Source organism: Peribacillus simplex (genome assembly GCF_001542915.1).
Lineage (GTDB): Bacteria > Bacillota > Bacilli > Bacillales > DSM-1321 > Peribacillus > Peribacillus simplex_B.
Window position 1 is genome coordinate 89,312 of the sequence record NZ_LNNH01000007.1, and the last position, 12,988, is coordinate 102,299.

The window sequence follows — 12,988 nt, forward strand, 5'->3', positions numbered from 1 at the left end:
CGGTCGGATGAATACTGATTCAACTTGGCTAGCTCCCAAGACCGGCATCGCAATGGCGGTTCTACTTAGTGACATAGAAAAAACAGAACCCGTAGAATTTCAGGTTCTGTTGATGGCATTATTTGAAATTCCGCACTTCCTCATTGCCCTCGAACTTATTATCCTTCAATATGCCGATTTCCTCTATATGATTTCGGGCATTTTCATCTCCTAATCGATAAATGATGGCATAAAGTTTTTTCATGGCTGCATCGTATTTATCATTCGCACGGTCATGATGATAGAGGAGAAAGGGCACATGTGAACGGGCATATGCTTCCGAATCATCTTTATGTTGCTCTTCTAAGCATTGTTTCAATTCCGCCAGTTCCTCATCCGTTGCGTGTATCGTGAAGCTTGGATTTTCTTCAAGTTTCTGTCCGAGTACATCGCCGCTGACCAAATCGACGTGGTAGGTCTGTTTTTCTTGCGTCATTTGCTGATCATCCTTTCAATCGTTTATCTATGATGTACCACTATTTGTAAAAGATAATCATAAAAGAGAACAATTCCATAAAAATAAAACAAACCGGATCGTGATCAATCGTTTAAAATGGAAGTATAGAGTGGATAAAATGAGGAGTGATACGGTGAAGAAATCATTCGTGATCATTGTCTGGATGACCTTGCTTGCTTCAGGCTGCGTAACAAGAAATTTCGATTCGAATATGGAATTGGGGAGAAGCCAGTTACATGAGGAAAATTATTTAGAAGCCCACGAAGCATTTGAATTAGCCTATAAAGAAGCCAAAACAACAAAAGCGAAAGAATTAAAGGACCTGTCTGGCTTTCTAGCAAATGGTATGAAGAACTACGAGGAACAGGATTTTAAAGCTGCCCAGGCTGAATTTAAAGCGGCAGCCGCCTACAAGGCAAAATCCAGCGAGGGGAAACATCTGGTTACAAAGGCAATGGAGATGGCCTCCGTATCACAATCCGCCAGCATAGAACCAGGTGAGGGGAAGGGTGGAAGTGACAATGCCGAGGAGTTTGCCGAGCCGAATTCGGAAGCGTTAGAAAGGAAGAAATCTTCCACCCTGGAGAAGCCAGCTGAACCAGTGAAGGAAAAAGCGTTAAGTGAACATCAGGCGGAGAAGCTTGTAAGAGATTACGTGGACATGGAAAAATTCCCGCATTTACAAATTGAATATGCTCGTGAGGATAAAAAGGGAAATTATATTTTCCAAGTTTTCGAAAGTGATCAAGAAAGTAAGGGCAGCGGTCACAGGGCGGTATGGGGCTGGTATGGTGTGAATGCGGAGACAAAAGAGGTATATGAAGTCATGGAGACATGACTCTGTGTGTAAAAGAGGCCCCCTGATGCGGCCTTTTTATTTTGCATCAGTGGATAATAGCGCGGAAAAACTTTGATTTTTTTTTAGAAAAGTCTGCACGGCCTTTATTTTCTTAAGAATTTTTTAATAATTGACCTTTATGATAGAACCAATCAAAGGAATTCATAGGAGGGATTAAGATGGAGGATTATAATGGCAATGAGCAAGTCCGGGTGAAGGAAGAACGGAAAAAAGGAAAATCCCTTTGGAAGACTAGTCTTGTTTCCGGCACCGTTGCTTCCATGGTTACATCTTCTGTATTTATATTTGGCGGCGATTTCATAGATCAAGGAAAAAAATCAGTGGATGATTCAGCCCAAACGGCAAGTGTAGCGCAAACGGAAAGGGCAGAAAAGGAAGGGGTCACGCCGCAAAAGCTGTCGACAAGCACTGATTCAAAGGATCGGGCAAATATGGTTGAGACCGCATCAAAATCGATTGTCGGGGTCGTGAACTTACAGGATACACAAAACCAAAGCCCGTTCCAGCAGCAAAGCACGGAAAGTGAAAAGGTCGAGACCGGAACTGGATCAGGAGTCATTTATAAAAAAGCCAATGGAAAAGCTTATATCATTACGAACAACCATGTCATCGAAGGGGCAAAGGAAGTCGAAATTTCCTTGTATGATGGACAAAAGGCGACAGCTGCTGTTGTTGGCGCCGATGCTTTGACGGATTTGGCGGTTTTGACAATCGATGCTTCGAAGGCACCGGATGGAATAAAGTTTGGAAATTCGGATAGTATGCGTCCAGGAGAAGAGGTACTGGCCATCGGGAATCCACTTGGACTTGATTTTTCACGTTCGGTTACACAGGGAATCGTCAGTGCGACGGGGCGCTCCATTTCCGTTGATACATCGGATGGCGCTTGGACATTGGATGTCATTCAAACGGATGCCGCGATAAATCCAGGGAATAGCGGCGGTGCACTGATCAACACGGCTGGAGAGGTTATCGGGATAAACAGCTTGAAGATATCCGAAAGCGGTGTGGAAGGCTTGGGCTTTGCCATACCAAGCAATGATGTGATCCCGGTCGTGACGGAACTGATCGAAAATGGGAAAATCACCCGCCCATACCTGGGTGTAAGCTTGGCCAGTATCGAAGAGCTGCCGCAGTATTACCTTCAAGATGTACCAGAGGCTGCGAAAACAGGTGTGATGATCACAAGTATAGAAGCTGGATCGGCAGCTGAGAAGGGCGGACTTAAGCAACAGGATATCATCATGGAAATGGACGGAACTAAAATCAGTACGGCTGCAGAATTAAGGAAATACTTATACACCGATAAAAAAATCGGCGATAAAGTGAAGGTTAAGGTGTATCGTGGCAAAGAAGAGAAAACGGCAACGATTACTTTGCAAAAGTCATAGTGTGAGTGGAGGACCCCTGAAGATCTATTCAGGGGTCCTTTATTGAAGAGTTGAGCCATCCTGGCAGTTGGTGTATAGAAGAGGGGAATATCGGAGAAAATTAATAGTGTATTTATCCTGTTTTGCAGAAATTCCCATCTAGTCATGAATGCCTAAAGGCAAGCAGTGGCTTCGTCTATTTGTCAAGATTTTCTACTGTTTATATGTTGAAAATTAGAAAAGATTTGACAAATTTGTGAATTGTCATAAAATAGAAAGAAAGGGGATGAAATTATGGAAGCTAATCAGAAGATGTTGGATGCAGTGAGATGGGTATCGGGCACAGGTTGTGTAATCGGAATTTTCATTTTTTGTTTAAGTTTTTTTGTAAGCGATTACAATAGAGATTATATCTTAACTGCTGTTGGCATGGCTATCACATTAAGCGCAGCTGCCATTTTCCTAGTTGGTATATTTTTTGTCCTGACAGAAGAAATGGTTATGAATACACATAAAGGTGAAAGAGTTGAACCGGAGACGACCAAGATCATCAAAATAAAAACAAAAGCGAAAACAAAAAGAAGAAGGGTGTCGATATGACACCCTTCTTTTTAAGCTATTATTGGTAACCCCAAATCATTGTAAGCAGTGTACCGAATATGGTAACCAAAGCAATGAATAGAGCGTAGTAAACGTTTGTGTAGATGGCTTTCTTATCCTCGGATTCACCAGCATGCATGAACATGACCAGCTGAACGCCGGCTTGCATGAATGCAGTCACTAAAAGGACGATCATACCGGTTTTAAAAGAAAGTTCATATACAACTACACCAAGAGCAACGGCTGTAAGAACCATGGAGAATATGAATCCCATAACATGTCCACGCGGGAATAGCTGTTTCATATTCATATTACATCATTCCTTTCAGATAGACGAAGCTGAAAATGAAGATCCAAACAACGTCTAGGAAATGCCAGTATAGAGAGTAGATGAACGCTTTGTTCGTAGTTTCCGGTGTCAAACCGCGCTTTTTGACTTGAAGCACGATGAATGTTCCCCAGAATAAACCGAGCGTTACGTGAGCTCCATGCGTTCCAAGCAATGTTAACAAGATGGATGTGAACGCACTTACTTGCAGTCCTGCACCGATATGAACATAGTGCTTGAACTCAAAGATCTCAGTGCCAAGGAATCCGGCCCCAAGCGCAAGAGTGATGATGAAGAAAACCATCATTGCATTCTTGCTGCCATGGCGCATTGCATTAATTCCAAGACCGATGGTGAAACTACTAGTCAATAGAAGGATCGTTTCAATCAGAACTGGTGTAACCTCAAAGATGTCTCCACCAACAGGTCCATTGCCGGTCCTGTTAACGAGTGTGAAGTACGTTGCAAACAGTGTTGCGAAAAGCGCGATTTCAGCTCCAAGGAAAATCCAGAAACCTAAAATCTTTAATCGGTTTTCTTCTGTACTATATTCAAGTGGCAGCGAGTTATCTATTTTCATGCGTTAGCACCTCGCAATTTTTTTTCTGTTTCTTCTATCTCTTCAACGGAGATGTGATGACCGTGATCTTTTTCAAATGAACGGTGGGCCATGCAAGCAAAGATTCCAAGTGTTGCAATGATTGCGAAGATCCACATGCTGAATACCATTGCAAATCCCCATACGAAGAAGATGATACCCAGTACGAACGGAACGCCGCTGTTATTTGGCATATGGATTTCTTTGTACTTGCCTTTGAACAATGCCGGACCATTATTTTTTGAATCCCAGAATGCTTGTGAAGAATCAACTTCAGGTACGATAGCGAAGTTGTATTCCGGAACTGGACTGTGTGTAGCCCATTCCAATGAACGTGCATTCCAAGGATCGCTTGTGATATTTCTTGGCGCATAACGAGTGCTCCAGTAAATGTTGTACACAAGGAATGCGAAACCGATCAATAAACCAAGTGCACCAACGAATGAAAGCATGTTCAACGGACCATATCCTGTTGCTTCTGAATATGTGTACATACGACGTGCTTGACCATCCAAACCTGTGATGAACATTGGGAAGAATGTTACGTTAAATCCGACTACGATGAACCAGAAAGCCCATTTCCCAATTCTTTCGCTCAATTGGAAGTTGAAGATTTTTGGCCACCAGTACGTAAACCCAGCAAGTACGGAGAATACAGTACCCGGAATCAATACGTAGTGGAAATGCGCCACCAAGAACATTGTGTTGTGATATTGGTAATCGGCACTTGCCATTGCAAGCATGACGCCCGTTACCCCACCGATCGTGAAGATCGGAATGAAAGCTAAAGAGTAAAGCATTGGAACGGTGAATTCAATTTTCCCTCTCCAAAGCGTGAACAGCCAGTTAAAGATCTTGATTCCCGTCGGAACGGCAATCGCCATCGTTGTAATCGAGAAGATACCGTTAACCATTGCACCGTGACCCATCGTGAAGAAATGGTGAGCCCATACAACGAATGATAGAACGGAAATGGCAACCATAGAGACAACCATTGATTTATAACCATAAAGGTTACGACGTGCAAATGTAGAAATGATCTCACTGTATATACCGAAGGCAGGCAAGATAACGATATAAACCTCAGGGTGTCCCCAAATCCAGAACAAGTTAGCCCAGAGCATATCCGATCCGCCGTTAGCCATTGTAAAGAAGTTAGTTCCAAACAGACGGTCCATTGTCATTAACGCCAGTGCCACTGTCAATACAGGGAAAGCGAAGACGATGATAAGGTTCGTGATAAGGATTGACCATGTGAACATCGGCATTTTCATCAATGTCATACCAGGTGCTCTCATTTTCAAAATTGTTACGATAAAGTTGATACCAGTCATCAATGTACCGATACCTGCGATTTGAATCGCGATCGCGTAATAGTTCATCCCAACGGATTCACTGAATTCGACACTCGCTAACGGGAAGTAAGCTGTCCAACCTGCATCAGGAGAACCCCCGACAACGAACGAGATGTTGAATAACATGGCTCCCCAGAAGAACAACCAGAAAGAAACTGCGTTCAAACGAGGGAAAGCTACGTCACGTGCCCCAATTTGTAGAGGAGTGACGATATTCATCAAACCGATGATGAATGGCATGGCCATGAACAGGATCATAACGACCCCGTGTGTTGTGAAAATTTCATTATAATGCTGTCCATCCAACAAACCATTATCAGGTATTGCTGTTTGAGCACGCATCAATATTGCGTCGGCTCCACCACGGAAAAGCATAAGTAGTGCAGCGAGAATGTACATGATACCGATACGTTTGTGGTCAACCGTTGTGAACCACTCGCGCCATAGGTAGCCCCACTTTTTAAAATAGGTTACGCCTACTAGTATTGCAAGTACTGTAACCGCGATTGCGATCTGTGAACCGACAATCATAGGGGAGCTGTGTGGTACGGCAAATCTATCAAAGTAATCCATACTCTTTGTGACTCCTTTCGAAAAGTTATTCTAAATAACTGCTTGTGATTTTAAATCTTAATGTTGATGCTCTGTTTCTGCTTCATCCGCTTTTTTAGAATCTTCGTGTTCTGAGTGTTTAGATTCTCCATTGCCTGAAGCACCGTGATTGTGTTCAGGGGCAGGTCTGAAGTCAAGATGTGTTCCGTTAAATGTGTATTGTCCAACGTGACCTGGCTCCAATAGTTTATCAAATTCACTTTCCGTCAATTTCTTAGCGGTACCGTGAATTTCATCAACCCACTTCGTGTATTCATCTTCAGGCATAGCCTTAACATTGAAAGTATGTTCAGCGAAACCTGAACCACTGAAGTTGGCGTTTCTTCCCATATACTCACCAGGTGTATCTGCTACCAAGTGCAAAGTGTTCACCATGTCACTCATCGCATATTTTTGCCCACCTAGTTGTGGAATCCAGAAGCTTGAGATTGGTCCGTAAGAATAAAGCTTAAATTCGATTGGTCGGTTTGTTGGTAAGAACAAGTAGTTTACTGTTTCAATATCCTCTTCCGGATAACTGAAATGCCACTTCCAGTTTGAAGATGCAGCATAAATGATCAATGGTTCTTGATCCTCATATCCTTTTGGTGTAGCCTCGACTTCATATGTCGAGCGAACACTGACAACGGAAAGGAATATGACGATAAGGATCGGGATAATTGTCCAGATCGCTTCGAGAACGTGACTTCCTTCCACGTGAGGTGGTACATAGTCATCGCTTGACTTGGAAGCGCGGTATTTAAATAACATAATTGCATAGAGAATGACAACGACTAAGACAATAATTAACATCGTCCAAATTGAAATCATGATCACATTAGCTTGGTTTGCTGCTACAGGACCTTTTGGATCGAGTACAGCTAATGGGTTGTCGCAACCAGTTAGTACGGTGGCGATGGAAAAAATTATAGTTAATAAAGCCCATTTCATTTTCATATAGATACCCCTTTCTTTCTTTATTGGAAATTCTAAATAACAAGTTATTCAGAGTGAGTGTTACATTGTTCACAAACTGACGTCTCTATATTAGTATCATATATGGAAAAAAACAATCAAAAGTGACATATGTCACAAAAAGTTCATGAAGAGATAGTGAAAGAATGGGATATGAGCTTATTAGTTGGATATATAATAAGAAAAGAAGTATAATAGCGTATTAGTTTATTTCAATTTAAGGCTGCTTTCAATTGAAATTTGTTCTCAAAAGAACCGTTCGTGAATTGGTAAAATTTCAAGAAAATTACATTAGAATAATATTACATATAAAAGCGATGAATAAGACGAGGGTTATAAGGGTTTTATTTGTTTTTTAATATAAAAAGACACCGGATTACCAATCGAATAAATTGAGGAATTTAGGCCTAAAGGCAATAAAAAAAAGCAGGTATCTAAAAACGATGCCTGCTTTTTTATTCACTCCATTGCTTCTGGACTTGATGAAGGGCCTGTTGTAAAATTTGTTCCTGATTTGCACTAGGTTCCGTGAGGACGTTCGTTTGATAGGATTTCCCTTTATAATCAACTTTCACTGTAACTTTTACCATGATTCATTCTTCCTTTCTTGTCTTGCCTGATTAGTTTAGTGTGAGGGGAGTACACTTCATGTATACCCAGGGGAGTGGAATGCTCAAACATTTCGAACTGGATGACTCAATATTCATAATTATCTGATATTTTATGAAAAATGTCAATATTTTTATGAGGAGTATGACAATAAAAGTGAAGTTTCAGCGCCGGATAGGGAAAGTCAGTCTTGAAAAATGGAAACGGCCCTGCTTTGTTATGGAAGCAGGGTCGTTTCTTTAAATTTTTGTTAAGATAATTCCAATCAAGGCTGCTAAAACACCGGCAATTTGATAGGACTTTAGTTTTTCCTTGAATAAATAACAACCGGCAAAAACCACGATTAAACAGTTCAGGCTCACCACGGGAAAAATGATGCTGGCAATTCCGGTATTTAAAGCGAAGAAATAACATACATACGCAATGATGCTTAGTAAGCCCACAAGAGAGCCGATTTTCACTTCGCTTAACTTGAGCTTTTCATTCTTCATGCCCGATGCCGCCATCAAATAAAGTGTTCCGCCCCCATACATCGATACCAGAATATCAAGTGAGTTCAGATGCAGGCGCGTGGTCGTTGTCATTAAAATCCCGAGTACACCAAATGAGAATATTGCAAATATTGTATGCATCATCCAGGGCAAATATTGATGATTGCCCTTAGCGTTAGGGGTATACTGAATGACAAGGGTGGCAAGGAGCATGCAGGCGATCCCGGTCCACTGCAACGAAGAAATATGTTCATGAAAAATGATCGCAGCACAAAGGATGGGGAAAATAGCATTGGCCGCAATCAACGGTGATGTCAAACTGGCCGGCCCCTTTTCAAATGCACTGCCCATCTGGATATTCCCGTTAGCATTAAGGATACCAATTGCAGCTCCGAGCAAGATGGATAGCCAATTAGTCGTCAAACCATCCACGATTCCGCCATACATAAGTGCCATGATGAAGGCCGTAAAATAAAAGAAAAATTGGATATGTACCTTGGAGTAACCTTTTCCGCTGCTCCATTTGAAAATGCTGTTATTGATACCGAAACATATACTGGTGATGAGTGCTGCAAAAATCCACATTTGTATACTCTCTTCCTTCAGGTAGGATATCTTCATTTCCATTTTAAGCGGAATATAGGCAGGAATCAAACTCATTTTACAAGAGTTGGATTGACAGATGGGATATTTTTTTCTATATTTACTATGACTATTTCAAATATATTTCCCGATAATGGGAGAGGTTCATAGCATCACCCTCTTAAAAAAACTATGGCTTTGATATTTTTCGCGAATCAACCATATCTTTTTAGAGATATGGTTTTTTGTTATATAGAGGCCCATTTTATGAATCTCCCCCGACAAGCGTGGAAGAGGAGGACTTTTTATGTCTGGAAGAAAAGAAGAAGAATTAAAGGAAATTACATTACTTGGGAATCAAGGAACAAAATATACATTCGACTACGCTCCAGAAATTCTCGAGTCGTTCGAGAACAAGCACCCTAACCGAGATTATTTCGTCAAATTCAATTGCCCGGAGTTCACTAGCTTATGTCCAATAACCGGACAACCTGACTTTGCAACCATATACATCAGCTATATTCCAAGCGTGAAGATGGTCGAGAGCAAGTCCTTGAAGCTTTATTTATTCTCATTCCGTAACCACGGCGATTTCCATGAAGACTGCATGAACATCATCATGAATGATTTAATCGAATTGATGGACCCGAAATATATTGAAGTCTGGGGCAAGTTCACACCCCGGGGCGGCATTTCCATCGATCCATACACAAACTATGGAAAGCCAGGGACGAAGTATGAAGAAATGGCGGATTACCGCTTGATCAATCATGACTTATACCCGGAAACCGTGGATAATCGTTAAAAGGCAGAAAAAACAAAAGGGTTTCGAAGACTTTCCTTCCGAAACCCTTTTGAATAGTATGGGTTCCCCATTTAGTCCGCGCATTCATGCTTTTCATATCGAAGAACCGCTAATCCTTCTTTTCGCTTCGCATTTTATCTAGTCCTCATTCCTCAGATGATTTGCTTCTTCCTAAATTGTTACCAACTGTGGCTTGCATCATTTACTAATGATGAAAATGAATAAGACGTTCCCGGACTGCCTCTTGATAAGCGAGTGCCAGCAGTGGAAAGCAACGGTCCAATTCCCCCACGGAACCATTGTTAATGGGGATTCTATCTTTTTTTCAAGCACAGCGGAATGAAACGTTCAAACTCCAAATTCTTCAAAGTGGAGAGCGATGGAAACTTCCAGTTTTATTGCGAGGCTCATGGGAGAAGGAGTAAACATACATATCCGCTTTTTTTCTTAATCTATCGTACAGTTTTATTAGTGGTTTGTCCTTTTTAAAAATACAAATGTCCTCCTGTAATGGAATTATCGCTTGATTGTTTCGTTGAAAAACGTAATAATAGGGAGAGTGAATGTTGACAGAATTTTTTTAATAATAGGGGATGTCGAGATGAAGGTTGCGAAGTTTGGCGGAAGTTCACTGGCGTCAGGTGAACAAATAAAGAAGGTATTCGAAATTGTGGCAGCAGATCCGGAGAGGAAGTTTGTGGTCGTTTCGGCCCCCGGGAAACGCAATTCCGATGATATAAAGGTGACGGATTTATTGATCGAGGCTGCAAAGCAGCAGCTGCGCGGGGATGATGGCGAACCTTTAATCGAAGATGTGGTCGCCCGTTATGGAAGTATCGCTAAGGAGCTGGATATATCCGAGGAAGTCATCACTGGGATTCGCGAAGATTTACAAGCACTGTTGCATGCAGATCAATCCAAGCCAAAGCGTTATTTGGATGCTTTAAAGGCCAGTGGCGAGGATAATAATGCGAAGCTGATTGCCGCTTATTTTCAAAGGCGGGGTGTCGAAGCGCAATATATCAATCCGAAGAGAGCTGGCTTGATCGTATCGGATGAAGATGGATATACCCAGGTGCTGCCAGAATCGTATGATCGGTTATATGATCTGCGTGATGAGCCGGGAATCGTCGTATTTCCAGGGTTTTTCGGATATACGTTAGATGGTGATGTTTTAACGTTTTCAAGAAGCGGCTCTGACATTACGGGCTCGATTCTTGCAAATGGCGTCAAAGCCGAATTGTATGAAAACTTTACCGATGTGGATGCCGTATATGCGGTTAATCCAAATGTGGTTTCCAATCCGAAGGGGATCAGGGAATTAACGTATCGAGAAATGCGTGAGCTTTCTTATGCCGGTTTTTCGGTATTCCATGATGAGGCGCTTATTCCTGCATTCCGGGCGGGAATCCCGGTTCATATCCAAAATACGAACAACCCGGCGGCCCAGGGGACCCGCATTGTGAGTACCCGTGATAATACGAATGGTCCGGTTATTGGGATTGCGAGTGACAAGGGATTTTGCAGCATTTATGTCAGTAAATATTTAATGAACCGGGAAGTCGGATTTGGCCGGAAGCTGCTGCATATCCTTGAAGATTACGGAGTTGCCTATGAGCATATTCCATCGGGCATTGACGATGTGACACTCATTCTGAGACAGGAGCAGATGAGGGGGGACTCCGAGAAGAAAATCATTTCGCGAATCAAGCAAGAGCTGCATGCCGATGAAGTCATTGTGGAGCATAACTTAGCCTTGATCATGGTCGTGGGCGAAGGGATGCGGCATAATGTCGGAACGACGGCAAGAGCCTCGAAAGCGTTGGCGGATGCCAAGGTCAATATCGAAATGATCAACCAGGGCTCTTCGGAGGTAAGCATGATGTTCGGTGTCAAAGAACGCAGCGAAGAGACGGCGATCCAAGCTTTATATCATGAGTTTTTTTGAGAATGACCGTATGGAGATAATAAACCCCGCCTAGAAGGGAGAGGGAGATTATCCACATTAAAGGATTGAATCACTTTTTGTTTTCAGTATCCGACCTGGAAAAATCCATCGAATTTTATAAGACTGCTTTTAAAGGGGAATTCCACAGCCTACTTTGACTTGAATGGGATATGGCTCGCCTTGAATTCAGAAAAAGGTATGGCAAGAAACGAAATAAATGCGTCATCTACGCATGTGGCGTTTTCCATCGATGTAGAAGACTATGAGGACATGTTTACGAAATTGAGAAGCTTAAAGGTCAATATCCTTACTGGCCGGGAGAGAGATGAACGCGATAAGGAGTCTATTTATTTTACTGATTTAGATGGACATAAGTTTGAATTCCATACGGGGTCATTGCAGGACAGACTGGATTATTACAAACAGGAAAAATCCCATATGACGTTTTATAAACATTCGGGACAGTAAAGGATGGGAAACGCGAGTAAAAAGTTAGATGACCTATTACAAGCATCATTGGGTGTCGAAGACAATGGAACCTAAAATAAACCTCCCATTTTTAAAATGGGAGGTTTATTTTTATATTAGTCCATTATTGTAAGTAGTTGATCGATTTCTTTCCTTGGTCTTGGTGTGGGAACCATATCAGGATAGCCAACGTGAAGGCTGCCGACTATTTTCTCACCGGGTTTCACCCCTAATGCTTCACGAAATTCCGTGCTATGTATCATGCCGTATGTTTCCCATATCATCCCGATGCCTTGTTCCCAGGCAAGCAGGCTGAAATTCTGGATCAAGGCGCTTGTAGCCGCATAATCTTCTTCCCGTACCATCAGATTCGGATTTTCTTCCATGATCACCGCGACAAACATTGGTACACCGTTCAGTTTATTGAATCCACGCTGTCCGGCTTCCTTCTTCTTTTCGGGGTCCTTTTCCTTGCCCGCCATGAAAGCGCGGGTTGCTTCTGCTAGTTTTAGTCGGCTATCCCCGTGCACAACGACGAAGCGCCAAGGCTGGGTCATTTTATGGTTCGGAGCCCATGTGGACGTTTCCAATAATGTACGGATGGTATCCAATGGAACAGGGATGTCCTTGAAACGCTTGATACTGCGCCGTCCTTTTATGATATCTTCCAGTTTCATAGTCATCCTTCTCCTTTAATATATATGTATGGTTATCAGTTTTAAAAAGAAAAAATCCCCGGCTGCCTAATTTATGCTTCCAACGTGAATTAATTACTTGAATAAAGAGGGGGCAATATTCTAGTGACATGCATTCGCTAATGAGCATATAATTTTTCTAGGCACAGAGAAAGCCGGGGCGACATTGCAGCTATGTACAACATCAACAGGGTACGATAAGGGAATATCGTAAAAGT

13 protein-coding genes, 1 pseudogene and 1 riboswitch are annotated in these 12,988 nt (G+C 42.2%); of the genes and pseudogenes, 6 read left to right on the forward strand and 8 right to left on the reverse strand.

Features of this window, described 5'->3' with window-relative positions; translation table 11 throughout:
• Nucleotides 1-118: 118 nt before the first annotated feature.
• Nucleotides 119-475: a hypothetical protein gene (locus AS888_RS02270; protein ID WP_061140591.1), complete on the reverse strand. Its 357-nt coding sequence runs from the start codon at nt 473-475 to the stop codon at nt 119-121.
• Nucleotides 476-629: 154 nt separating this feature from the next.
• Between AS888_RS02270 and AS888_RS02275 the strand changes: the two genes are divergently transcribed.
• The 3 genes from AS888_RS02275 (at nt 630) to AS888_RS02285 (ending at nt 3,325) form a co-directional block, all read left to right on the forward strand.
• Nucleotides 630-1,334 carry a hypothetical protein gene (locus AS888_RS02275; protein WP_155645355.1) on the forward strand — a complete coding sequence of 235 codons (705 nt, stop codon included), beginning with the start codon at nt 630-632 and terminating at the stop codon, nt 1,332-1,334.
• 179 nt (nt 1,335-1,513) lie between these two features.
• Nucleotides 1,514-2,746 carry a S1C family serine protease gene (locus tag AS888_RS02280; RefSeq protein WP_061140593.1) on the forward strand — a complete coding sequence of 411 codons (1,233 nt, stop codon included), beginning with the start codon at nt 1,514-1,516 and terminating at the stop codon, nt 2,744-2,746.
• A 273-nt stretch (nt 2,747-3,019) separates the two neighbouring features.
• A complete protein-coding gene (locus AS888_RS02285) occupies nt 3,020-3,325 on the forward strand; it encodes a hypothetical protein (RefSeq protein ID WP_061140594.1) in 306 nt (101 codons plus the stop codon).
• A gap of 19 nt (nt 3,326-3,344) precedes the next feature.
• Here the strand turns inward: AS888_RS02285 and qoxD are convergent, their stop codons facing one another.
• The 6 genes from qoxD to AS888_RS02310 form a co-directional block, all read right to left on the reverse strand.
• Nucleotides 3,345-3,629 carry a cytochrome aa3 quinol oxidase subunit IV gene (gene qoxD / locus AS888_RS02290; RefSeq protein ID WP_057914023.1) on the reverse strand — a complete coding sequence of 95 codons (285 nt, stop codon included), beginning with the start codon at nt 3,627-3,629 and terminating at the stop codon, nt 3,345-3,347.
• A 7-nt stretch (nt 3,630-3,636) separates the two neighbouring features.
• Nucleotides 3,637-4,233 carry a cytochrome aa3 quinol oxidase subunit III gene (gene qoxC / locus AS888_RS02295; protein WP_061140595.1) on the reverse strand — a complete coding sequence of 199 codons (597 nt, stop codon included), beginning with the start codon at nt 4,231-4,233 and terminating at the stop codon, nt 3,637-3,639.
• Nucleotides 4,230-6,179 carry a cytochrome aa3 quinol oxidase subunit I gene (qoxB, locus tag AS888_RS02300; protein ID WP_061140596.1) on the reverse strand — a complete coding sequence of 650 codons (1,950 nt, stop codon included), beginning with the start codon at nt 6,177-6,179 and terminating at the stop codon, nt 4,230-4,232. The genes qoxC and qoxB overlap by 4 nt, the downstream gene beginning before the upstream one ends.
• Before the next feature lie 57 nt (nt 6,180-6,236).
• Complete coding sequence (qoxA, locus tag AS888_RS02305; RefSeq protein WP_061140597.1) at nt 6,237-7,154, reverse strand: cytochrome aa3 quinol oxidase subunit II; 918 nt, start codon at nt 7,152-7,154, stop codon at nt 6,237-6,239.
• A 473-nt stretch (nt 7,155-7,627) separates the two neighbouring features.
• Entirely contained in the window at nt 7,628-7,762 is a 135-nt protein-coding gene (locus AS888_RS25455; RefSeq protein ID WP_155645356.1) for a BA3454 family stress response protein, read from the reverse strand.
• 258 nt (nt 7,763-8,020) lie between these two features.
• Nucleotides 8,021-8,857: a DMT family transporter gene (locus AS888_RS02310; protein ID WP_061140598.1), complete on the reverse strand. Its 837-nt coding sequence runs from the start codon at nt 8,855-8,857 to the stop codon at nt 8,021-8,023.
• A 151-nt stretch (nt 8,858-9,008) separates the two neighbouring features.
• A riboswitch (PreQ1 riboswitch) is annotated at nt 9,009-9,054 on the forward strand.
• A 107-nt stretch (nt 9,055-9,161) separates the two neighbouring features.
• Here AS888_RS02310 and queF point away from each other — a divergent pair.
• The 3 genes and pseudogenes from queF to fosB all read left to right on the forward strand — a co-directional run bounded on the left by queF (nt 9,162) and on the right by fosB (nt 12,075).
• Nucleotides 9,162-9,659 (forward strand): preQ(1) synthase, encoded by a 498-nt coding sequence (gene queF / locus AS888_RS02315; protein ID WP_061140599.1) that lies wholly within the window; start codon nt 9,162-9,164, stop codon nt 9,657-9,659.
• A gap of 601 nt (nt 9,660-10,260) precedes the next feature.
• Entirely contained in the window at nt 10,261-11,607 is a 1,347-nt protein-coding gene (locus tag AS888_RS02320) for an aspartate kinase (protein WP_061140600.1), read from the forward strand.
• A gap of 77 nt (nt 11,608-11,684) precedes the next feature.
• A pseudogene (gene fosB / locus AS888_RS02325) lies at nt 11,685-12,075 on the forward strand (metallothiol transferase FosB).
• Nucleotides 12,076-12,191: 116 nt separating this feature from the next.
• Here the strand turns inward: fosB and AS888_RS02330 are convergent.
• A complete protein-coding gene (locus AS888_RS02330) occupies nt 12,192-12,752 on the reverse strand; it encodes a nitroreductase family protein (protein ID WP_061140601.1) in 561 nt (186 codons plus the stop codon).
• Between the last annotated feature and the right edge of the window lie 236 nt (nt 12,753-12,988).

Coding starts and splice junctions, on each gene's coding strand:
- queF (WP_061140599.1), top strand. CDS start 9,162: ATGTCTGGAAGAAAAGAAGAAGAATTAAAGGAAATTACATTACTTGGG.
- AS888_RS02330 (WP_061140601.1), bottom strand. CDS start 12,752: ATGAAACTGGAAGATATCATAAAAGGACGGCGCAGTATCAAGCGTTTC.
- AS888_RS02320 (WP_061140600.1), top strand. CDS start 10,261: ATGAAGGTTGCGAAGTTTGGCGGAAGTTCACTGGCGTCAGGTGAACAA.
- qoxD (WP_057914023.1), bottom strand. CDS start 3,629: ATGAAACAGCTATTCCCGCGTGGACATGTTATGGGATTCATATTCTCC.
- qoxC (WP_061140595.1), bottom strand. CDS start 4,233: ATGAAAATAGATAACTCGCTGCCACTTGAATATAGTACAGAAGAAAAC.
- AS888_RS02270 (WP_061140591.1), bottom strand. CDS start 475: ATGACGCAAGAAAAACAGACCTACCACGTCGATTTGGTCAGCGGCGAT.
- AS888_RS02310 (WP_061140598.1), bottom strand. CDS start 8,857: ATGTGGATTTTTGCAGCACTCATCACCAGTATATGTTTCGGTATCAAT.
- AS888_RS25455 (WP_155645356.1), bottom strand. CDS start 7,762: ATGGTAAAAGTTACAGTGAAAGTTGATTATAAAGGGAAATCCTATCAA.
- AS888_RS02280 (WP_061140593.1), top strand. CDS start 1,514: ATGGAGGATTATAATGGCAATGAGCAAGTCCGGGTGAAGGAAGAACGG.
- qoxA (WP_061140597.1), bottom strand. CDS start 7,154: ATGAAAATGAAATGGGCTTTATTAACTATAATTTTTTCCATCGCCACC.
- AS888_RS02285 (WP_061140594.1), top strand. CDS start 3,020: ATGGAAGCTAATCAGAAGATGTTGGATGCAGTGAGATGGGTATCGGGC.
- qoxB (WP_061140596.1), bottom strand. CDS start 6,179: ATGGATTACTTTGATAGATTTGCCGTACCACACAGCTCCCCTATGATT.